General features: G+C 39.0%; 24 protein-coding genes and 2 riboswitches. Of the genes, 2 read left to right on the forward strand and 22 right to left on the reverse strand.

The window, feature by feature from the left end:
• Nucleotides 1-80: 80 nt before the first annotated feature.
• From ACY9Z2_RS15315 to ACY9Z2_RS15365, 11 genes are all read right to left on the reverse strand, one after another.
• On the reverse strand, nucleotides 81-971 hold the full coding sequence (locus tag ACY9Z2_RS15315; RefSeq protein ID WP_463610526.1) for an RluA family pseudouridine synthase: 891 nt from the start codon (nucleotides 969-971) through the stop codon (nucleotides 81-83).
• 12 nt (nucleotides 972-983) lie between these two features.
• Nucleotides 984-1,214: an excisionase family DNA-binding protein gene (locus tag ACY9Z2_RS15320; protein ID WP_463610527.1), complete on the reverse strand. Its 231-nt coding sequence runs from the start codon at nucleotides 1,212-1,214 to the stop codon at nucleotides 984-986.
• A 110-nt stretch (nucleotides 1,215-1,324) separates the two neighbouring features.
• Nucleotides 1,325-1,885: a GNAT family N-acetyltransferase gene (locus ACY9Z2_RS15325; RefSeq protein WP_463610528.1), complete on the reverse strand. Its 561-nt coding sequence runs from the start codon at nucleotides 1,883-1,885 to the stop codon at nucleotides 1,325-1,327.
• A gap of 197 nt (nucleotides 1,886-2,082) precedes the next feature.
• Nucleotides 2,083-2,928 (reverse strand): DUF2785 domain-containing protein, encoded by an 846-nt coding sequence (locus ACY9Z2_RS15330; protein ID WP_463610529.1) that lies wholly within the window; start codon nucleotides 2,926-2,928, stop codon nucleotides 2,083-2,085.
• Nucleotides 2,921-3,775: an alpha/beta fold hydrolase gene (locus ACY9Z2_RS15335; RefSeq protein ID WP_463610530.1), complete on the reverse strand. Its 855-nt coding sequence runs from the start codon at nucleotides 3,773-3,775 to the stop codon at nucleotides 2,921-2,923. The genes ACY9Z2_RS15330 and ACY9Z2_RS15335 overlap by 8 nt, the downstream gene beginning before the upstream one ends.
• Before the next feature lie 74 nt (nucleotides 3,776-3,849).
• Nucleotides 3,850-4,998 carry a M20 metallopeptidase family protein gene (locus ACY9Z2_RS15340; protein WP_463610531.1) on the reverse strand — a complete coding sequence of 383 codons (1,149 nt, stop codon included), beginning with the start codon at nucleotides 4,996-4,998 and terminating at the stop codon, nucleotides 3,850-3,852.
• Between the two features lie 330 nt (nucleotides 4,999-5,328).
• Nucleotides 5,329-6,045: a 2,3,4,5-tetrahydropyridine-2,6-dicarboxylate N-acetyltransferase gene (gene dapD, locus ACY9Z2_RS15345; RefSeq protein ID WP_463610532.1), complete on the reverse strand. Its 717-nt coding sequence runs from the start codon at nucleotides 6,043-6,045 to the stop codon at nucleotides 5,329-5,331.
• Nucleotides 6,042-6,779, reverse strand: coding sequence for a 4-hydroxy-tetrahydrodipicolinate reductase (gene dapB / locus ACY9Z2_RS15350; protein WP_463610533.1), 738 nt, complete (start codon nucleotides 6,777-6,779; stop codon nucleotides 6,042-6,044). The genes dapD and dapB overlap by 4 nt, the downstream gene beginning before the upstream one ends.
• Before the next feature lies 1 nt (nucleotide 6,780).
• Nucleotides 6,781-7,662, reverse strand: coding sequence for a 4-hydroxy-tetrahydrodipicolinate synthase (dapA, locus tag ACY9Z2_RS15355; protein ID WP_463610534.1), 882 nt, complete (start codon nucleotides 7,660-7,662; stop codon nucleotides 6,781-6,783).
• A 1-nt stretch (nucleotide 7,663) separates the two neighbouring features.
• Nucleotides 7,664-8,650, reverse strand: coding sequence for an aspartate-semialdehyde dehydrogenase (locus tag ACY9Z2_RS15360; RefSeq protein WP_463610535.1), 987 nt, complete (start codon nucleotides 8,648-8,650; stop codon nucleotides 7,664-7,666).
• Between the two features lie 16 nt (nucleotides 8,651-8,666).
• Nucleotides 8,667-9,869 carry an aspartate kinase gene (locus tag ACY9Z2_RS15365; protein ID WP_463610536.1) on the reverse strand — a complete coding sequence of 401 codons (1,203 nt, stop codon included), beginning with the start codon at nucleotides 9,867-9,869 and terminating at the stop codon, nucleotides 8,667-8,669.
• A gap of 310 nt (nucleotides 9,870-10,179) precedes the next feature.
• A riboswitch (Lysine riboswitch) is annotated at nucleotides 10,180-10,361 on the reverse strand.
• A gap of 141 nt (nucleotides 10,362-10,502) precedes the next feature.
• Nucleotides 10,503-10,680, forward strand: a riboswitch (Lysine riboswitch).
• A 99-nt stretch (nucleotides 10,681-10,779) separates the two neighbouring features.
• Between ACY9Z2_RS15365 and lysA the strand changes: the two genes are divergently transcribed.
• Together lysA and ACY9Z2_RS15375 are read left to right on the forward strand one after the other, a co-directional pair.
• Complete coding sequence (gene lysA / locus ACY9Z2_RS15370; RefSeq protein WP_463610537.1) at nucleotides 10,780-12,084, forward strand: diaminopimelate decarboxylase; 1,305 nt, start codon at nucleotides 10,780-10,782, stop codon at nucleotides 12,082-12,084.
• 60 nt (nucleotides 12,085-12,144) lie between these two features.
• Nucleotides 12,145-13,314 carry an LL-diaminopimelate aminotransferase gene (locus tag ACY9Z2_RS15375; protein ID WP_463610538.1) on the forward strand — a complete coding sequence of 390 codons (1,170 nt, stop codon included), beginning with the start codon at nucleotides 12,145-12,147 and terminating at the stop codon, nucleotides 13,312-13,314.
• Between the two features lie 180 nt (nucleotides 13,315-13,494).
• On the opposite strand, the gene ACY9Z2_RS15380 is transcribed toward ACY9Z2_RS15375, so the two are convergent.
• The 11 genes from ACY9Z2_RS15380 to ACY9Z2_RS15430 all read right to left on the reverse strand — a co-directional run bounded on the left by ACY9Z2_RS15380 (nucleotide 13,495) and on the right by ACY9Z2_RS15430 (nucleotide 19,866).
• Entirely contained in the window at nucleotides 13,495-14,016 is a 522-nt protein-coding gene (locus ACY9Z2_RS15380) for an AAA family ATPase (RefSeq protein ID WP_463610539.1), read from the reverse strand.
• Between the two features lie 7 nt (nucleotides 14,017-14,023).
• Nucleotides 14,024-14,422: a GNAT family N-acetyltransferase gene (locus ACY9Z2_RS15385; protein WP_463610540.1), complete on the reverse strand. Its 399-nt coding sequence runs from the start codon at nucleotides 14,420-14,422 to the stop codon at nucleotides 14,024-14,026.
• 218 nt (nucleotides 14,423-14,640) lie between these two features.
• Nucleotides 14,641-15,057 (reverse strand): GNAT family N-acetyltransferase, encoded by a 417-nt coding sequence (locus ACY9Z2_RS15390; RefSeq protein ID WP_463610541.1) that lies wholly within the window; start codon nucleotides 15,055-15,057, stop codon nucleotides 14,641-14,643.
• Complete coding sequence (locus ACY9Z2_RS15395; protein ID WP_463610542.1) at nucleotides 15,054-15,506, reverse strand: NUDIX hydrolase; 453 nt, start codon at nucleotides 15,504-15,506, stop codon at nucleotides 15,054-15,056. The genes ACY9Z2_RS15390 and ACY9Z2_RS15395 overlap by 4 nt, the downstream gene beginning before the upstream one ends.
• Nucleotides 15,466-16,029 carry an AAA family ATPase gene (locus ACY9Z2_RS15400; protein WP_463610543.1) on the reverse strand — a complete coding sequence of 188 codons (564 nt, stop codon included), beginning with the start codon at nucleotides 16,027-16,029 and terminating at the stop codon, nucleotides 15,466-15,468. Before ACY9Z2_RS15400 ends, ACY9Z2_RS15395 begins: the two co-directional genes overlap by 41 nt.
• 4 nt (nucleotides 16,030-16,033) lie before the next feature.
• Nucleotides 16,034-16,441: an NUDIX hydrolase gene (locus tag ACY9Z2_RS15405; RefSeq protein WP_463610544.1), complete on the reverse strand. Its 408-nt coding sequence runs from the start codon at nucleotides 16,439-16,441 to the stop codon at nucleotides 16,034-16,036.
• Nucleotides 16,442-16,697: 256 nt separating this feature from the next.
• The gene (fosB, locus tag ACY9Z2_RS15410; RefSeq protein ID WP_463610545.1) at nucleotides 16,698-17,117 is read right to left on the reverse strand and encodes a metallothiol transferase FosB; all 420 of its coding nucleotides are present in this window, start codon (nucleotides 17,115-17,117) and stop codon (nucleotides 16,698-16,700) included.
• 119 nt (nucleotides 17,118-17,236) lie between these two features.
• The gene (locus tag ACY9Z2_RS15415; RefSeq protein ID WP_463610546.1) at nucleotides 17,237-17,644 is read right to left on the reverse strand and encodes a VOC family protein; all 408 of its coding nucleotides are present in this window, start codon (nucleotides 17,642-17,644) and stop codon (nucleotides 17,237-17,239) included.
• Entirely contained in the window at nucleotides 17,641-18,354 is a 714-nt protein-coding gene (locus ACY9Z2_RS15420; protein ID WP_463610547.1) for a Type 1 glutamine amidotransferase-like domain-containing protein, read from the reverse strand. Before ACY9Z2_RS15420 ends, ACY9Z2_RS15415 begins: the two co-directional genes overlap by 4 nt.
• Nucleotides 18,354-19,259: an MBL fold metallo-hydrolase gene (locus tag ACY9Z2_RS15425; RefSeq protein WP_463610548.1), complete on the reverse strand. Its 906-nt coding sequence runs from the start codon at nucleotides 19,257-19,259 to the stop codon at nucleotides 18,354-18,356. Before ACY9Z2_RS15425 ends, ACY9Z2_RS15420 begins: the two co-directional genes overlap by 1 nt.
• 193 nt (nucleotides 19,260-19,452) lie before the next feature.
• Nucleotides 19,453-19,866: a flavoprotein gene (locus tag ACY9Z2_RS15430; RefSeq protein WP_463610549.1), complete on the reverse strand. Its 414-nt coding sequence runs from the start codon at nucleotides 19,864-19,866 to the stop codon at nucleotides 19,453-19,455.
• Between the last annotated feature and the right edge of the window lie 32 nt (nucleotides 19,867-19,898).

A 19,898-nucleotide genomic window follows, 5' to 3' on the forward strand; every position in this document is an offset into this window, starting at 1 on the left:
TATTTCTACTAATTTTCAAACAGTTTTAAAAAATAGGATGCCTGGCACTCCTCCAAAAAACATGGAAAAGCGCCAGGCATCTATTTTATTTTAATTTTAAATGCTTTTGGCATTGGTGCTTCAAATCGTAAAAGCTTATTTGTTTCTGGATGAATAAATGCCAATTTATTTGCATGGAGACCTAAACGACCAATTGGACTCGTTTTTGAACCATATTTCTTATCTCCAACGATTGGATGTCCCATGTCTTTCATATGAACGCGGATTTGATTTTTACGTCCCGTATCTAGGTTTACCTTTAACAGTGAAAATTTTTCGTTCGTTTTTTCCAGTTTATAGTGTGTTACCGCACGAATGCCATCACCGTTTTTAGCGCTTGAATACATCATAAGGGTCTTGCTTTCTTTTAACCAGGAAGTGATTGTTCCATTACGTTTCATTACCTGTCCTTCTACTAACGCCATATATGTCCGTTCTTTAACAAATGTTTTCCAATTATCCTGAAGTATCTTTTTTATCTTTTCATTCTTGGCAAAAACCATAACACCCGATGTATCACGGTCTAATCGATGCACAATAAATACACGATTTTTCGGGTTATCTATACGCACATAGTCCATTAGCTGATTATGGGCAGTTAATTCTTTTTCTGTATCTGATGCGATAGATAATAATCCAGCACCTTTATTGATTACAATAATATCTTTATCTTCATGAATGATGGTAAATCCTGTCATTTGACTAACTTTAGCTGCCACTTTATTCTTTAATACCTTGACTGTTTGACCAGTTCGCAGCTTAAAATTGTGCCTTGTAGTTGTATGACCGTCTACTGACACTTGTCCCCTGGTCAAGATAGATTTCACAGAATTTCGGCTGCGGTTTTCTAAGGAGGATAATAAAAATGGTAATAATTCTGTTGGTTTACTTACTGTAAAAACTTGATGATTTAAATCATGGCTACGATTCATTGTAATACGCTCCTAATCTTCATCTTTAACATCAATATCTTCCGGAATTGGTTCATTTAAATATTCCAGAATCATTTGTTTATATTTTTCTACCTGTTCAAAGTGTGTGGAAAATTGATCCTCATTAATTAAAAACTGCTCTCCATCATGAATCGCTCGAATTTTATTTTGTTGCACTAGTGTCCTAATATGCGCTTCGGGCATTGACAAATGCACTGCTGTTTCCTTAATGGTTAAGTACATTTTAGTATTCCTTTCCTTGTTTTACTCATCCTTCATTGTAGCACGAATGAATAAAAATGGACTGACTCGATGACGAGACAATCCACTTTTCAGCAAACACAAGGTAATTGCTAACGTATTTTTGCATACATACACGTATCCCTTAGCTCTTTTCCATCTACTGATAGATCCTCATTTTTCATAATACCTTCCAATGTAAATCCTAGCCTTTCTGGAATAGCACGACTTTTAAAGTTGCGAGCGTCGCATTGGATCTGGACACGATTCGCATGGAGTTCGGTGAACGTAAACTCCGTTAATCCAGCTATTGCTTCTGTCATATAGCCTTTTCCACTTAAACGCGTGTCGCCCCAATAAAAAATTTCAAACTTGCGCACATCCCAATCAATGTTATGTAAGCCTGACGATCCGACAAACTGATTGTTTTCTTTAAGAAAAACGAGCATCCTCAGCTTCTCCCTTTTCAAAAAACTTATATGCGATACACGCGTATTTATTTCAGTTTCCTCTTCTGTTTGATCCTGTTGGGCAAATCGCATCCACGGACGAAGCTCGTTAATAGATGCCCGAATCGCCTCGTGCATCGTTTTTCCATCACCTGGCATCGGCATGCGTAACCGTAGGCGTTCGGTTGTAAATTCAGTTGGGAAATCTAGTAAAATCGGATTCATAAGCGTCATATCCTTTTTTAATTTTTCTAGCTAATATAGCTAATTTGTTTGGAAAAAGCAACTATGTAATAGAATTTTTTATTTCGCTTTCGTTATTTCATCGGCGAAAAAGCTCATATCATCGGCGATATTTGGATCTTCATCGGCGAAATCCCCCACATGCAACGGTGAAAACACCGTTCAAAGTCCTCGTCCTACTACAACTGATAATAAGGTCCATTCAGTTCAACCATAGCCCGTTTGATGCACGAAAGAGTTTTTCCACCCACACCCTTCGCATCTAGATGAAAGTAAACACTAGCTAGAAATTGCTTGAAGTTCGAATGCTTGATGAAGTAAGCTTGATCCCCTGCAGTGAAACCTTGTTTGAGCTGTTCAGCCTTTTCTACTATCGTTGCACACATGCGTTCTTCATCAAAGCCTCCTACTAAAAGAGACGCAATTGGAATCGTCATCCGCTCATTTTCATTAAAATACAAGATATCCTTATCCCATACCATTTTATTAAAAATTGCATAAAACGTTTTTTCTTTCCATCTCATTGATAGATTCGGTTGTTTCACTAAGTCATCCAGTGCATCAGCTACATGGGCTATACTATGTGCCCATCCTTTTTCGACAACTAATCCCCTAACATCCTGTTCCTGTTCAACATAAACTAACAGCTTTTCTGCAATGTTTTCCAGCTCAACTACTGACAGAAAACCCTTATTTATATTCTTGTAGAGAATAAGCGCAACTAATAAAGATGAGAAAGATCGCGTAAATACGGAATCGGCTTCTCGTTCCCCGAGCTGATAAAATAAGTGCTCATCATCTAAACTAGCAAAAAGAATCTCTTTTAATTCCGTTTCCGTATAAGCATCCTGCAAAATGAAGTTACAAAACGATCCATAAATTAGTTCGTCCCGCAGTACTGGATCAATAGTTCCGATTTCACGCAGCATTGCTTTCGTTAACTCCTGCAGGTTAATAGAGGCATCCAAGTAGTATTCATTATTTTTATACGTCGTTAGCACTTCTTTTAATGTACGATTATCCATTCAATGACTCCTTTATAAATTGATTAACTGTTTGTTGAAACAACCCCTTCTCTTCTAAAAAGGGATAGTGGTTACTTTCACGAAAAATGACTAGTTTGGAATGACCGATGTTTTCATTCATTTCAACCGAATACTCAACTGGGCATTGCACATCATGCTCTCCACAAAAGATTAACACCTTAGTCTTAATTAGTACCAACTTTCGCGTCACATCAAATATCGGCAGCTCCCGATTAAAAAAATTCATACGAGCAGTTGCCATTTTTTTATGTATGGGTTGGTCGAAAAACTCCTCGTAGCGTTCAGGCTGATAGAGTGATAGCTTGGTGCGTTCAACCGATAGATTTCTTCGTTCGGAATCGGATAGGTCTGGCAGCTTTAGTGCTTCAATTAGTTCCTGCATTCTTTTATATTGACTATGATCCGGGTTATAGATGCAATCCGTGGAAAAAGTAAAGTACTCGCGCGCAGCGGCACCAACAACGATTAATGATGCAAGACTTTCCGAAAAATATATACCATAGATAATTCCTAACATACCGCCAGTAGAATGTCCCGCAAATATCCATTGACTCAATCCTAGGGATTCACGTATTGCTTCTAAATCCAAGACCGCCTCTAACATACTAAGTTGATAGGGTTCTACCGCAGCTTCAGAATTACCTGCCTCACGCAGGTTAACTAGATACACTTTATGATTATCTGTGAACGAATCTGCAAAATAATCTCCTGTCTCATTGAACTCAGAGTATAAATGCGTCACACAAAGTGGGGTGCCGCTACCCTTAGTAAAAACTTCAAATGTACCACGACTAGTATGTATTTGCTCTCTTTTCCAATTAATCATTCGCATCCCCCTTTTATCATCACTATTTTACTATTATTCTTACAATTTAGCCAAAAAAAGAAGAGCATAGATTGCTATGCTCCACTAAAGTTCTGTAGTACTTTTTCAAAATACAATACACCATTTACTAAACTTCGCTCATCAAAATTAAATGTCGGTGTATGAAGTCCACTCGTGTATCCTAACTTTTCGTTTCGCACACCAAGAAAAGCAAAATTAGTCGTTGCAACTTGGCTATAAAATGAAAAGTCTTCTCCAAATAAATACGGTTTTTCTTTGATAATAACGTCAAGTCCTGTTTCTTTTGCACACGTAGTGACAATCGGTAAAAGTGATGGATCATTTATAACTGGCGGATACCCTTCAGCAAACTCCACTCGAGAATTTGTATTAAATAGTAAATCACTGCTTCGTACAATTTGTTCTAGCTTTTCTTTAACAATTGCAAGATCGCCCATATTATATGTTCGAATTGTTCCTTCAAGATACCCAGCCGAGGCGACGGTGTTAATAGCTTCCCCAGCATTCATCTTTCCAATATGAATAATGTTTTGATTCAAGCCACTTAAATAAAAATTTTGAAGCTGTTGAATTTGTGTAACTGTATGATTAAGCGAACCAAGAGCACTTGCTCCTGTCTCTTTATTCGCAACGTGTGCGGAGGCCCCTTCTATATAAACTCGGTATTCTGTGGCACTTGCAGTTAAAGGTCCGTCCTTCGTCAAGAAAGCTCCTTCTTGATTATCAGGCATGAGATGTAATCCAAATATAGCTGTTGGATCATATTCCTGAAAAGGAAATGCCTGAACTAAATGATTGGCACCACCATTCGATTCTTCGGACGGCTGAAAGATTAATAAGACGTTGTGCGGGAGCTTTTTTTCGTCCTGCATTTTTTTACACCGTTCTGCAAAAGCAAGTAATATTGCTGTATGTCCATCATGTCCACAAGCATGCATCACACCGTTGTGTTCCGATTTAAACGAAATTTCATTTTTCTCCTCAATTGGCAGTCCGTCGATATCTGCTCGAAAACCAATTGTTGTATCTGAATTACCTTCTAGATAAACCACGGTTGCTGTTTCAAGTGGCGATTGATAGTCAATACCCAGTTGCTCTAACGTTTTTCGGATATAAGCGGTTGTTTTAAACTCCTGAAAGCCAAGTTCAGGAATTTTGTGAAGGTTTCTTCGATGCTTTTGTACCGTATCCAATAAACCCATATCTATCTCCTCAATTCTACGTCCAGTTTACCATTTATGTTTCGTTGCAAGGTAATAGGAATTTTGCCGGACACAGTATCCCTTATTTTACTAAAACAAAGACAATTTGATGGTTTTGCAGACACAGGATTCGTTATTTGCTGCTATATAGTGTGTTTCACGTTGATTTTTGTGAAATAAGGTATCTGGTGTCCGCTTCGGCCATCAAATTGGCATATTTTAAGCAAATAAGGTACTGTGTGTCCTCAAAAAATTGATGGCCGTTTATTTCATACCATATCTTGGATCAACTAGTCTAAAGGGGTCCATTCCAGACCCCTTATCCAAACTCTATTGATTCAACTTTCGCAACGCCTGTACGATTTCGCGTTTGCCACTTTGTACTTCACTCGCCTGCTTAATAACCCGTGCTGGCACACCAGCTACTACAGCTCCGGCTGGAACATCTTCTGTCACTATACTGCCAGCTGCAACGACTGCACCTTTTCCAACGATAACTCCTTCTAGTATAACAGCGTTAGCACCGATCAAAACGTCGTCCTCAATAATTACTGGCGTTGCACTTGCAGGCTCAATTACACCAGCTAAAACTGCACCTGCTCCAACGTGCACGTTGTTGCCAGTTGTCGCTCTACCACCAAGGACCGCGTTCATATCGATCATGGTTCCTTCTCCAACAACAGCGCCGATATTAATAACAGCGCCCATCATGATTACGGCATTTTTCTTAATAACAGCATGCTCTCGAATATATGCGCCAGGCTCAATACGGGCATTGATTTCAGTAGCATCCAGCAAAGGAATAGCACTGTTTCGACGATCCTGCTCAATTACGTGATCTTCCAACTTTTTCGCATGTTCTTCATAAAATGGCTTCCAGTCGGCTAAATCTGCAAAGATAGTATACGAACCTTCTGAACCGTAAACTTTAAAACTCCCTGGAAAATCTTCTTTTTTAAATCCTGCGTTCAGGTAAATTTTAAGTGGGGTTTTCTTTTCTGAATCACTAATGTATTGGATAATTTCTTCTGAAGTAAATTCTCTCATTTGTCTATTCCTCCTAAGTTTGAATATGTATAATAACCATTTGCTTTACTTACTAACTTTTCAGCGACATCTAACGCCCCATTAGCAAAAATATCTTTTGATTGTGCTTTATGTTGAATGGAAATGACCTCATCAAAACCGGCATAGAGAACTTCATGTTCCCCAACAATCGTTCCACCGCGAACCGAATGGATACCAATTTCTTCTTTACTTCTCTTTGTATCCGTTTTGTGTCGATTATAAACTGCTTCCCCGTCTTCACGAGTTTCCTTTATGGCATCATAAAGCTTCACTAATGTACCACTTGGTGCATCAACTTTTTTGTTGTGATGCTTCTCGGTCAATTCGATATCGAAAGAAGAAAGAAGCGGGGTCGCATATTCAATAATTTGCTGTAAGATATGTACCCCGTAGCTCATATTTGCACTGAAAAATATCGGCGCATAATCTGCCTTTTCTTTCATCATATTAACTAGCACATCTTTTTCTCCTGTTGTTGCAACAACCATTGGTATAGTAACACTTGATTCCAGTAACTTTTTCGTAAGTTCAGGATGGGAAAAATCAATGATTGCGTCAACATCCGGGACATAATAAAAATCAGTAAATACAGGGTATGGAATGTTTTCTTTTTCTGTTTTCAAAACCACCCCTGCAATTTCATGTCCTCGTTCTTCTGCTAGTCTAGCAACTCGTTTATTCATTGCTCCGTATCCTACAAGAAGTAATTCCATGTTATTCTCCTAACTTTAGTGAATCATATACGTGAATGAGTTTCTGTTGTTCTGCCTCATCTAGTGCAACTAATGGTAGACGCAGTTCGTAATTACCGAAACCAGCGTGTGCTGTCAATGCCTTAATCGGAATCGGATTTACATCCACACCAAGTGCTGAGACAAGTGGGTATATTTTATAATGTAGTTCCCTTGCTTCCTCCATATTTTCAAGTGAACGCTCATATAGTTCTTGGTACGCTTTTGGCAATACATTCGCAGCAACGGAAATTAATCCGTCCCCACCTAACGATAAGAATGGCAAAAACGTATCATCGTTACCGCTATAGCAAGCAAAAGATTCATCTGTTAACAGCTTTACCTGTGAAAAGTAATTAAAATCACTCGTTGCGTCTTTCAAACCAACAATATTCTTATGTTTGCTTAATGTCTGAACTGTTTCTGGCGCAATTGTCATGTTCGTTCTAGACGGTACATTATACAGAATAGCGGGAATATCTACTGCATCAACTATCTTAGTAAAGTGATGGATTAATCCTTTCTGACTCGTTTTATTGTAATAAGGTGTAATCAACATAATTCCATCTACTCCAGCATCCTTAGCATCTAATGATGCCTGAATAGAACCTTCTGTTGAGTTGGAACCGGTACCCGCAATAACAGGAACCCTTCCAGCAGCTGTTTCGACAGCAATTTCAAGTAACCATTTTTTCTCGTCGCGTGATAGCGTAGAGCCTTCTCCTGTTGTTCCGTTAATGACAAGGCACTGGATGTTATTTTCAATCAAATTTTCTACATGTCGCTTGAAGCTATCAAAATCTACTACGTTGCCACGGAACGGTGTTGTTACTGCTACCCCAACACCCGTAAATAAATGTGCCATATTATCCCTCTTTCGTTTCGATTAGTTGTTGTAAAATCTGTACAGCATTAAGCGCTGCACCCTTCAATAAATTATCACTGGTCACCCATATGTGATAAGTATTAGAAAGACTATCATCCTTTCGAATGCGTCCGACAAAAATTTCTTCTTTGCCTGCCGCAGTTAATTGCATTGGGTACACATTATTTTGTGGGTCATCCTGTAACACAGTATGCTCACTTTCATCAAATAATTTCTGTAATTCTGCGACGGTTGGAGAGCTGTTTAATGTAACATTCATCGCTACTGCATGACTATTTTCAACTGGCACGCGTACACAAGTAGCTGTAACATTTAAATCGCTTCTGCCTAGAATTTTTTTCGTCTCCTCAATCATTTTCGTTTCTTCTTTTGTATAGCCATCATCACCGAAGACATCGATGTGTGGAAGTGCATTGTTGTAGATTGCATGCGGATAATTCACTGGCTCTTCACCATTCTCGCCACGCTTTAAATCCTCAATACCTTTTACACCTGAACCCGAGACGGCCTGGTATGTTGAATAACTTACCCGCGACACGCCGTATGCATCATCCAAAACCTTCAATGGAACGACGGACTGAATGGTTGAGCAATTTGGATTTGCAATGATTTTTCGATTCAATGTCGGTCGATTTACCTCAGGGACGACAAGGTCAATCGAAGGATTCATGCGAAACGCACTTGAGTTATCGATGACAATTGCTCCATTTTGTTCAAACAATGGAGAGAACGTTTTACTGGTACCTCCTCCAGCAGACATTAGAACATAATCAAAGTTTCCTTTTGTCTCCTCTTCTATTAACTCTTTAACCACATATGTTTTATTTTTAAAAGAAACTTCCGTGCCAGCAGATCGTTTGGATGAAAAAAGAACCAACTCATCAAATGGAATTTCTTTTTTCTCTAGTAACTCAACCATTTTACGACCGACTAGCCCTGTAGCCCCTACTACAGCAATTTTAACCATGTTAAAACCTCCAATATTAGAGTTCAAAGCACGCGCATAAAACATGTGCCGCTTTTTCCCCGTTTTTCGCATCTACTACATAAGATATGCTGATTTCCGATGTTGTGACCTGATAGAAGGAGATATCCGCTTCGATCAATGTTCGAAACACTTTAGAAGCAACCCCTGTCATATCACGCATTCCAGATCCAATTACGGAGACCTTTACGAAACGATTTTCGATTTTATAATACAGCTCAGGATAACTTTGTTTAAGTCTAGAAAAAATACGTTGTATCTGTTGCTCTTCGGTATCCTTCATTGTAAACGAAAGCTGGATTCCTTCGTTGTTCGTTATTTGTGAAATCATATCCACATTGATTTCTTCTTGCTCCAAATTTAAGAATGCTTCATCCAATAATTTCGTATCGTATTGTGGATAGTTCAATGTGACGTGAATCATATCTTTATCTAACGCGACCCCTGTAACTGCTTTTTTCTCTAGCATTTCAACCTTCGACATTACCCATGTTCCTTTCTCATCGGACAGTGATTTTCCTAAATAAATTGGGATATCATAGTTTTTCGCAATTTCAACACTTCTTGAAGCAAGTACCCCTGCACCAAGTGCACTCATTTCCATCATTTCTTCGTACGAAACGGCTTCAAGACGTTTTGCTTGCGGATATACCCTAGGATCAGTACTGTAAACTCCCGCTACATCGGTATAAATTTCGCACGGGCATTTGTGTGCTGCTGCAAGCGCTACTGCTGTCGTATCAGACCCACCACGACCAAGCGTTGTAATTTCATTATCTGTATTGAAGCCTTGAAAACCAGCCACTATTAATACATTGTATGTATCAAAAAGCTGCTCAAACAATGTTGTATTAATCTTGGAAATTTTACTTTTTAAATGATGACCAATTGTTTCGATTCCTGCTTGGTATCCCGTAAGCGGCTTAGATTTAACGCCTAAGTCATTTAAGATAATCGACAAGTAGGAAATTGTTTGTTGTTCTCCTGTGGTTAAAAGAACGGCCAAGTCTTGTTCATTTGGAGAATGTGTAATGGAATGAACAGATTTCATTAACTCGTCTGTTGTTTTGCCCATCGCGCTTACAACGACAACTAGCTGTTCGCCATTTCCAACTCGTTCTTTCAGGTAATTAGCGATGTCTTTTATTTTATCTAAACTACTGACACTTGTTCCGCCAAATTTAAGTATACTTCGTTTCATAAGCTGCCTTCTTTCTGGTGAAAAAATTGAATAGTGCAGACCACTTTGTAAAGGAAAATTTAATTTCATAAAATGAAGCTATGAAACCGCAGTGGAAATACACTCCGCTTTCCGCGGGTGGCTGATGAGCCTCCTCGTGCTATCGCACTGCGGGGTCTCACCGATGCCTCTCCTCCCGCAGGAGTCTTCGTGTATTTCCACTGCTCTCAGCACCTGTCAGTATTTAATTCTCATACAAATGCAACACTCTAGACAATTAAACAAAAAAACAAGCCGGGATATGCCGACTTGTTTATGGTTTGTCTTATATACAAGTGGAAGCACTCCATTATTACAACGAATAATGACAGACTGCATATTATTCATATACAATCCAACGTAGTCCTGTCTGCAACTAGACTTCGTTTCGGCAAATTTCCCTTTCACTTACTACACCCTTGCAGTGGCAATACGTAATAAGCTACTGATGATTTTTGCACCTCATCCATAACTATTCAATTTTATAAAAGTTGTATTTGATTATACGAGAGTTTTTAAGAGTTGTAAACCCCGAAATTTTCGAATATTAACCCTTGACGAATAAAATGCAACTTAGTATGATAAATTTAATTTCATATCGAGACCTTATCAGATCGGTGAGGTAGAGGAGCAGGTAATAGGAGTAATCCATAAGAGGATGACAACGATGATTATGGACGAAAGGATTACTTGCCGAAGTGTAATAAGCGTCCATCTTATTACTGCTGGGCTGTTACCTGAAGAAGGAACAGACTGTCATGCATACTATAATGCATGGGGAACTACTGATCGAAATGGAGGATAACGTATTGTCAAACAATGATAGGTTATTTTCTGTCATTGTTTTTTTGTACCCAAAAATCTTCCGCTTACCATAGAAAGGATAGATAACATGCAACTACATGGAACAAGTCGTATCAATGATCAAGGACATCTGGAGATTGGTGGAATAGACACGGTAACACTCGCTGAAAATTACGGGACAGCCCTGTACGTTTACGATGTAGCCCTTATACGGAAAATGGCACGAGATTTTAATTCGGCTTTTGTAGAATCAGGTATCGACGGAACGGTTGCCTATGCAAGTAAGGCATTTTCCTGTATCGGCATTTATCAGCTTATGCTTGAGGAAGGCTTAACGATCGATGTTGTTTCCGGTGGTGAGTTGTACACAGCACTTGCAGCTGATATTCCAGCAGAAAATATCCATTTCCATGGTAATAATAAAAGTCGGGCAGAAATTGAAATGGCAGTAAAAGAAGGTGTTGGTTGCTTCGTTGTCGATAATTTCCTTGAGATTGAATTACTGAAAGAGGCAACCGAAAAGTTTGATAAAAAAATATCTATTTTACTACGTTTGACGCCTGGAGTAGAAGCACATACGCACAAATATATAGCTACCGGCGGCGAGGACTCGAAGTTTGGGTTTGATATTGCTAATGAAACTGCTTTAAAAGCAATTGATACTGTCCTCAATGAAGATTGTTTTGAGGTTCTTGGCTTCCATTGTCATATCGGATCGCAAATTTTTGAAGCAAATGCCTTTGTAGCTGCTGCTGAAAAAATCTTTGCATTTTGTACAACCACACAGAAGACATTGAACTATTTCCCACGTGTTCTCAACTTAGGTGGTGGCTTCGGTATACATTACACGGAAGGCGATGATCCGAAAACACCTAGCGAATATATTTCAACTATGTGTGAGGCTATTAAACAGGAAGCGAATCGAATTTCCATGCCTGTACCTGAAGTGTGGATTGAACCGGGACGTTCATTAGTTGGAAATGCTGGAACGACGCTATATTCAGTCGGATCACAGAAGGAAATTCCTGAGGTTAGAAATTACTTAGCGGTTGACGGTGGTATGACAGACAACCTTAGACCTGCTCTATATGATGCGAAATATGAAGGTATATTAGCGAATAGAGCAAACGAAGCTCGCGATGAACTTTATTCCATTGCGGGAAAATGCTGTGAAAGTGGCGACATGCTTATATGGGACTTGCCACTACCTGAGGCGAATGAAGGAGATATTCTAGCCGTGTTTAGTACAGGAGCTTATGGATATTCAATGGCTAACAATTATAACCGAATCCCAAGACCCGCTGTCGTTTTTGTAGAAAATGGCGAAGCTCAACTCGTAGTAAAAAGGGAGACTTATGAAGATTTGATTCAGCTTGACCAGCGATTAAAGTAACCTTCAACATTTACGTTTTATAGAATAGACTAAGAAAAATAAAAACAGGGAGATTTTCAAGTGAAATACAAGTCAAATAGACTTTCAAACATACCTCCATATAAATTTGCCGAAGTACAGAAAATGAAACAAAAGGCTTTGCAGGCAGGTGTAGACGTGATTGATTTAGGTGTCGGTGATCCTGATCTACCAACACCTAAGCATATTGTTGACAAACTCGTTGAGGAAGTACAAAATCCTGCCAATTTAAAATACCCTAACTTTAACGGATGCTCTGAGTTTAGGGAAGCAGTAGCTACCTATTATAAAAAAACATATGATGTGAAACTCGACCCAGAGACTGAAGTTCTAGCCTTGATAGGTTCAAAAGAAGGGATCGGTCATTTACTTCCATCTGTTATCGATAAGGGGGATTATGTGTTAGGACCAGATCCAGGGTATCCCGTTTATCGACTAACCACACTTCTAGCGGATGGAAATTATTATTCTATGCCCGTTCACGCGGAAAACGGTTTTAAACCAAATTTTGAGGAAATCCCAAAAGAGATTCTATCTCAAGCAAAAGTACTGTTTTTAAACTATCCAAGCAACCCAACTGGCGCTACAGTAGATATTGATTTTTATGAAAAAGCAGTGGCTTTTGCAAAACAGCATGACATTTTAATCGTCACCGATTCAGCTTACAACATGGTTACCTATAACGGGTATCAAGCACCTAGCATCATGCAGATAGATGGAGCAAAGGAGTTGACTGTTGAATTCGGGTCCTTGTCAAAATCGTATAGCATGACAGGCTGGCGTGTTGGATATGTTGTTGGAAACAAAGACGTCATCCGTTCCTTAGCCATTTACAAAAGTAATGTCGACACCGGGGTATTTACACCAATTCAGAAGGCAGCTGCCCATGCGTTGATGAGCGACCAAAGCTCTGTGAGTGAGTATAATCGTGTTTACGAAAAACGGATGCATGCGTTAGTTGATGCTCTACAATCGATCGGAATTGACGCCAAACCAATCCAAGCCGGATTCTTTATCTGGGCGCCTGTTCCTGATGGATATACATCGGAAGGGTTTGTGGCAACTGTTTTAGAGAAATCAGGCGTTATTTTCACTCCTGGCGATATATTTGGACCAGGTGGCGAAGGATATTTCCGGGTTTCGCTTTCTGTTCCGAATGAGCGGATTTATGAGGCAGTTGAGCGGATTCGTGAGAATTTAGCTTTTGATTAATAACAAACAAGAACCAGCACCGTTGCGGTGCTGGTTCTTGTTTGTTATTAATTTAAGTGGATTCGCCAGTATTTTAAATAAGTTGGCTTGTATTTTAAGCATTCGGTCAGTATTTGGAGTAATTCAGCTTGTATTTTCGTAATCTGGCCAGTATTCCCATTATCTTGCTTGTATTTGGAATCATGTACATTTGTTCTTAATAAGTTGAGCTATCTCCGAAATGGTTTTGGCTTCGGTATCAATGAATTCTTCAAAAATGCTGTCATTAAATGCTTCCGCACACTTACTTGTCTGTTGAAAACACCAATTCCCTACCGTTTCTCCCCGCTCTATTAATCTATTATGTATGGTTTGCTCATCTGCCAACAAGCAGAAATGGTAGGTTTTATTGATTTGTTTAAATCCATCATAAATGAACCGGAAATAGTCTTTGTTGTAGATTGTCATTGGGACAATTAATGTCCTGTTATACTTCTCAGTGAGTTCTTCAGCAACATGAACTGTCAATTTCGGCCATAATTCTAAATCCTGAAAGTCACCAGTATCTTCTTTAGTTTCCATTATTTCTGGAGTTACTATATTCCGAAGCATAAATCCAACTAGCTCAGGGTCAAAAATCATACTGTTTTCCATCGTTTTTTGTAAAGCTTCAGCTACGCTTGTCTTTCCCACACCAAAAGCACCGTTAATCATGATGATCATTCTTTATTTACACTTCCTTCTTCAACACTACTTCTCCCCACATGATTTCACCCGTTTTATGAAAACCGAGTTGTTCGTATAATCCAATTGCATGGACGTTTTCCGGCTCCGCGCTAGTATAGAAATCCATGTTTCCATGCTTAACACTTATAAAATCTAACAGCTTAATCATTGCAGCTTTGCCGTATCCTTTATGTTGGTGCTTTTTATCAACCATAAGCCTGCAAACTTCCATGCGATTTGTGTCAGGATCTTTCCCATACATCAAAAATCCAACCATGACATCGCCGTCATAAAGTGAAACTCCATTCAGTGGGGGTTTTCGCTCTTCCCCACTGAATGGTAGTTGAACCAATCGGGCTTGTACGGGCAGTTTTATCCCCCACATAAAATTCCTAGTTTCCATTTTATTTATGAAGTGGGGGTATTACTGCCCGTCAAACTGCGATATATCCCATAGGGGTACATTCCGCCTTCATAGATGGACTGAAGCAGCGAATACGAATTTTCCGCTACAAATTCCTTTTGATTTTCGTTTACACTCAATTGAATGCATGCTTTCCAATTATTTTTGTTAATTTCTATCAGGTTCAGATTCATAAGGATTCACTCCTTCTAGCCATTCTAGCCCTCAATTGTCTTCCGAAAACCATAAAAACTCCTAAATCCTAGTTTTTCATAAAACTCTTTCGACGTGCTCAACCCTAACAGTTCCATTCGCGTTTTTGGATAAAGGTTATGCACGTATTCTAAAAGCTTTTTACCCATTCCACATCCACGCAATTCCTTCCCTATAATAACTTCACAAATGTAGGTCGTAATTTGTTTATCGGTAAATCCTCTAACGTATCCTGCTACTATTCCATCGACTGTTGCTACATAAGAAATAGTTGAATTCTCCATTGCTTCTTTTGTTTCCTCTGCACGCTCAACTAATGTGTTCCAACCTTCGTTTGCGTTCAATTCGTTTATGGCCGGAAAATCTTCAGTAGCGTATTCTCGAACGGTCACATCTTTTCCATTTTCTAATCTAAAATTCACCCTAAACTCTCCTTGTATGCCTCAATTACCTTGCTATCTGGCGGGCTAATGTTCCATGGCAGATCATCAATTGCAAAAAATTCCAATGCTTGTACTTCTTCTTGATCAACTGCTAATTCACCTTGATATTCCTGACAAATATACGCAGATATGACATTATACGCTTCGTCTCCATGTGGATATTTGTAGTAAAAATCTTCACCTGAAAATACGTTGAAGAAAGTTAATTCCAGAGCGGTCAATCCGGTTTCTTCCTTTAGTTCTCTTTTCGCCACATCCTCTAGCTTTTCACCTGGCTCCATCGAACCACCTGGCAACCCCCAGCGGTTGTTATCTTTTCTTAGTTGCAATAGTAAATTATTATTTTCGTCTACTAACAAAACACTTGATCCAGCGATGATGATCGGTCTAGATCCTACTTGCTTTCTTAAGTCCATCACGTATCCCATTCTTGCCCAACTCCTCAATATAGCTTTCTACTTCCCGACTGTTTTTCAGAATGATCTCACGACCATTATATTTCTCAATCATTTTCAGTATGTGCTTTCGATCATCTTCAAACATACGATTCCATTTAAACATTCGCCAAAATATTTTTAACGAAGGAACATAGTTTGCCTTCTCACGCCCGAGCTTCTGCAAGATAAATCGGCGAATGATTCGATACCGTCTCACAGAAAATTTCGTATCGAGCAATATGACCACATCTGCCTGTTGCATACTAGGTATTACCCAATCAAAACTATGAACCCCTTCAACTATCCAAGCATCGGTACGCAAAATCTCTGCAAAGTACGCATCTCTTTCTTCAGAAGTTCGCTTCACATCATGTAAAGATCCGTGTAATCGCCTTTTATAAACGATATTATCTATCTCATAATGATTAATTCCTAGCTGTTTTGCTAGTCTCCTAGCAAAAGTCGTTTTTCCGCTTCCAACCGACCCAATGATATGTATTTTTTTCAGTTCCATTCGATCAAAACTCCACGTTGAATGGGTGTTTTGACTCGTCTAAACAATTCTCAATTCGTTGACGGAAATTTTTCCAAGTAACCATTTCCAGAGCCTTTTCCAGTGGAAAATAATTAACTTCCAGACTTTCATTACTAGTAGTAGGGTTCCCACCAATTGGTTTGGCCAAAAATAATGTATTGCAAATACTCCTAGAAACGTTTTGATAGATTCCACAAAACTTGATAATCTCTACATCAATTCCCGTTTCTTCTTTTGTTTCGCGGATTGCAGCGTCTTTTAGTGATTCGCCTTCTTCCACTTGCCCACCAGGCATTTCCCAGCCCCTTCGTGGACCTTTTATCAATAAAAGCTCTTTATTGTCATTCAAAACAATAGTAGCCGCAGATACAATATGCTTTGGGACAGCCATTATGGATTCCTCTTTTCTTTTATTTTGCTTTTAGCCATTTCAGATAATCATAATCGCGCGGTAAACCAAGTAAAACGCGCAATAGTAAAATAGAATCGTGCAACATCATCGCAATGTCGCGCAACATTCGGGATATTGCGCGATTTCTTGTTTTCATTGCACGATTGTCTAGCAAGATCGCACGAAAATCGTACAAGTTCGCGCGATTGAAAATACTACAAAAATAGATTGAACTAAAAATACCAAAAACTTAGATTCAATAAAATTTCATATGATTCTTTTCTTCTTTATAGTAATCTAGCCGATCTTGAAGTGTACCAGTATGAAATTCAAACTTATGTCCATCTGGATCGGTAAAATAGATTGATCGCTTATCACGACTATCTCGTTTTCTTCCATCAAGAATAGTAACTCCTAGCTTTTCCAGGTGTGCACACGCTTCGTCGAAATCATTTTCGTCAACACTAAAAGCAGTATGTGTATAGGATTCCTTAATCTCGTTTCGCGGAATGTTCGCCTCTACATTAAGTGCAAGCCATAATCCGTTCAAATCAAAATAAGCTGTGGTATTACCTTTCACTAGAAGTTTTGCATCAAATACATTTTGATAAAATTCAATGGACTTTTCTAGATCCGAAACAGAAAATAATAGATGATTAATTCCATTGATCTTCAAAAAAACACCTCATTCACTTAGCCAAATAATCTTTCGCTAATAAGTAACCGTTGACGGTAAATAGTTGGGTAATCACTTTATCTTTAATCATCCCATCTATGCCATCGAAATCGAAAAGTTTAACACTCCACTCTTGGTGCAACCAACTCCACCTTCATCCGATCTGGATCCTCAAAATATACAGCATAATAATCTTCTCCACCTGCATACGGGTGTTTATCAGCATATAAAATTGTTGCGCCGTTTTCTTGCAATCTAGCGGTCACCTTATCTACATGCTCACGTGATTCCGCGTGAAATGCCAGATGATTCAGTCCTACTCTCTTTCGATGGTAGGGAATATCTAGAAATCGTTCGTCCGTTTGCACAAATACGATGTATGTATCACCTAACTTGAAACTTCGACCCGCTTCCCACTCTTGGTAAAGCTCATAACCGAGATCTTCTAGAAACCAGCTCCAAAATTCAATCGATCGTTTCAGGTGTGATACATATAACTCCACATGATGAATTAACCCCTTCGTCATGATTCGCCTCCAGTATTACCTAAATATTCTGTAGTGAGTTCTTCCTCATCAACACCTTTTTCGGTAAGCATGACACGATATGCCTTCGCATTCGGTCTTGAGCTAACTGCCTTCTTTACCTGCCCATCAACAAAGTGAATCGCTACTCCATTGTCTGCAGCAATCCCGTTCTGTAGTACACGATTTGTGATTGCTGAATGAAAGGCAGTTCTCTTCTCTTCGCCTTCATCATAATGCACACAGTTGCTGCCATTTACAAACCCAAGACAGGTTATCTGTTCCAGTTCATCCCCGTAAGAATCGGTAAGCCCTTCCTCAAACCAGCACAAAGAACCGGCACTAATTCCAGCGAGGATCGTACCGTTTTCCCAAGCTTTTTTCAAGATACAGTCTAAGCCCCATTCCTTCCATAAAACGAGTAAATTTTTCGTATTTCCACCACCAACATAGATAATGTCTTGGTCCATGATGAAATCCTCTATTTTTCTAGTAGATGGCTTGAATAATGACAGATGAGAGGGCTTACATTTTTGTTTTTGAAAAAAATGATAAAATTTCTCGATATAGTTTTCCGCATCGCCACTAGCGGTTCCAAGAAAGCAAATTTTCGGTTCAGGTTTTCCAGTTTGCTCCAATATATATAAATCAAGCAGGGGATTATCCGGCTCCATCGAAAATCCCCCGCCACCTAATGCAATAATTTGTTTCATTATTTTTCTCTTTCGCGCAGTACGTTTAGATTGCTTTTGAAAAAGTGTCCTGAATTCCAATCCTTGTATTTGCTCGGAATTTCTATCGCTTCAATCTCCTGGTCACTCTTCGCAAGTTCACTAATATCTTGCATATAATCAATTATTGGTCCGAATTCTTCCTTCGTTGCAACTGGTCCATGCCCTGGAATAACTGTTTTAATGTCTAACTCATCGATTTTTTTCAAATTAGCTGACCATTGCTCTAAGTTTGTTTCGTTAAAGAAGATTGGATGAGCGTCGACAAATAATAAATCACTTAGGAACGCAATTTTTTCCTCGGGTAAATATAGGATTGCATCACAAAGTGTATGACCGCCACCGTACGTAAGGACATTTATTGTGCGATCTTTTCCATGAATCGTAAATTCATCTTGAAATGTGTATGTTGGTAAAACCAATTCAAGGTTAGGTCGTGAAAGTACAATTTCTTTATGAAAATCTATTTCTGCCAGTAAATCAGCATCCTTCGATTGTTCATATTGTTGCTGTAATTCTTCTATTTGTTTTTCCAATTCTGGAATAGCATTTCTATCCGCTTCCATTTTTGAAGGGAAGATTTCCATCATTTTGCCACGTGTTTTTTGACTAGAAATAATCTTGCTTTCTGGGAAGGATTGATTTCCATGGATATGGTCGCCGTGCCAATGGCTATTAATTACCCATGAAACGGGCTTACCAGTAAGTTCCTCAGCCACTTCCTTCAACGCTGCACCTGACTGCTGTGTGTTCAATGTATCAAATACAACTGTTTGATCACCTAAATCGATTATTCCAGCATTTGCAAACGCGCCACCACTTTTCTTTTCAATCGTAGCAAATACACCTTCTGAAATTTTTTCTACACGAAAATATTTGTTTTCCATCGTATGTACCTCTTTCTATTAAAAATTTATCCAACTACTACTATGATACTTCAAAAGTTCAGATTTTCTCAAGCCTGTTACCTCTACCATACTGTGGTGATTGCAGCCCGAGTTTTTACTGAAATCGCCCGAGTTATTCTTATTTCACATGAATTTCGATACCGCTCCATAGTTGCGCATCTGCCAATAACTATTACATTCCAACTTTTATATCTGCTAGTTTATCCAATGGAACTCCAGCTTCAATATAGCTTCGGACTAAAACCCAGTCCCCATCTTCCTTCTGCTTAAAGGTGTCAAAAAATAGATTCGCAGTTTTCATCATTTCTCCGTTGACGGATAACGTTGCCGATAAAACTGCTACCATCTCGTCGTCTTTCACTGGGATGAACCCGATATCTTTTAAGTGCCACTCTGCATCTTTATCGCTAAAATAATCAAACGCTTGCCTCCAGCCTTCCATCGATTCTTCATAACCAAAATCTACTATTTCCCCATCGCGTATTTCTCTAGCTGCATAATCCTTTGACATAAAACGATCCAATCCCTCTGCTGAAAAACTTTTCCATGCATGTTTAAATTCTTCGTACGAATTTGTAAAGCTCATCCAAATTTCCTCCTATTGATAAGGCTACATCA

Source organism: Virgibacillus sp. GM2-2, assembly GCF_055329585.1.

What these genes read in the sequence shown, in the direction of transcription:
- ACY9Z2_RS15360 (WP_463610535.1), bottom strand. Translation starts at nt 8,650, where the DNA reads ATGGTTAAAATTGCTGTAGTAGGGGCTACAGGGCTAGTCGGTCGTAAA.
- ACY9Z2_RS15425 (WP_463610548.1), bottom strand. Translation starts at nt 19,259, where the DNA reads ATGGAAAACAAATATTTTCGTGTAGAAAAAATTTCAGAAGGTGTATTT.
- ACY9Z2_RS15380 (WP_463610539.1), bottom strand. Translation starts at nt 14,016, where the DNA reads ATGATCATCATGATTAACGGTGCTTTTGGTGTGGGAAAGACAAGCGTA.
- lysA (WP_463610537.1), top strand. Translation starts at nt 10,780, where the DNA reads ATGCAACTACATGGAACAAGTCGTATCAATGATCAAGGACATCTGGAG.
- ACY9Z2_RS15325 (WP_463610528.1), bottom strand. Translation starts at nt 1,885, where the DNA reads ATGAATCCGATTTTACTAGATTTCCCAACTGAATTTACAACCGAACGC.
- ACY9Z2_RS15315 (WP_463610526.1), bottom strand. Translation starts at nt 971, where the DNA reads ATGAATCGTAGCCATGATTTAAATCATCAAGTTTTTACAGTAAGTAAA.
- ACY9Z2_RS15430 (WP_463610549.1), bottom strand. Translation starts at nt 19,866, where the DNA reads ATGAGCTTTACAAATTCGTACGAAGAATTTAAACATGCATGGAAAAGT.
- ACY9Z2_RS15335 (WP_463610530.1), bottom strand. Translation starts at nt 3,775, where the DNA reads ATGATTAATTGGAAAAGAGAGCAAATACATACTAGTCGTGGTACATTT.
- ACY9Z2_RS15405 (WP_463610544.1), bottom strand. Translation starts at nt 16,441, where the DNA reads ATGGCTGTCCCAAAGCATATTGTATCTGCGGCTACTATTGTTTTGAAT.
- ACY9Z2_RS15420 (WP_463610547.1), bottom strand. Translation starts at nt 18,354, where the DNA reads ATGAAACAAATTATTGCATTAGGTGGCGGGGGATTTTCGATGGAGCCG.
- dapA (WP_463610534.1), bottom strand. Translation starts at nt 7,662, where the DNA reads ATGGCACATTTATTTACGGGTGTTGGGGTAGCAGTAACAACACCGTTC.
- dapD (WP_463610532.1), bottom strand. Translation starts at nt 6,045, where the DNA reads ATGAGAGAATTTACTTCAGAAGAAATTATCCAATACATTAGTGATTCA.
- ACY9Z2_RS15365 (WP_463610536.1), bottom strand. Translation starts at nt 9,869, where the DNA reads ATGAAACGAAGTATACTTAAATTTGGCGGAACAAGTGTCAGTAGTTTA.
- ACY9Z2_RS15395 (WP_463610542.1), bottom strand. Translation starts at nt 15,506, where the DNA reads ATGGGATACGTGATGGACTTAAGAAAGCAAGTAGGATCTAGACCGATC.
- dapB (WP_463610533.1), bottom strand. Translation starts at nt 6,779, where the DNA reads ATGGAATTACTTCTTGTAGGATACGGAGCAATGAATAAACGAGTTGCT.
- ACY9Z2_RS15340 (WP_463610531.1), bottom strand. Translation starts at nt 4,998, where the DNA reads ATGGGTTTATTGGATACGGTACAAAAGCATCGAAGAAACCTTCACAAA.
- ACY9Z2_RS15320 (WP_463610527.1), bottom strand. Translation starts at nt 1,214, where the DNA reads ATGTACTTAACCATTAAGGAAACAGCAGTGCATTTGTCAATGCCCGAA.
- ACY9Z2_RS15415 (WP_463610546.1), bottom strand. Translation starts at nt 17,644, where the DNA reads ATGACGAAGGGGTTAATTCATCATGTGGAGTTATATGTATCACACCTG.
- ACY9Z2_RS15400 (WP_463610543.1), bottom strand. Translation starts at nt 16,029, where the DNA reads ATGGAACTGAAAAAAATACATATCATTGGGTCGGTTGGAAGCGGAAAA.
- ACY9Z2_RS15330 (WP_463610529.1), bottom strand. Translation starts at nt 2,928, where the DNA reads ATGGATAATCGTACATTAAAAGAAGTGCTAACGACGTATAAAAATAAT.
- ACY9Z2_RS15385 (WP_463610540.1), bottom strand. Translation starts at nt 14,422, where the DNA reads ATGGAAACTAGGAATTTTATGTGGGGGATAAAACTGCCCGTACAAGCC.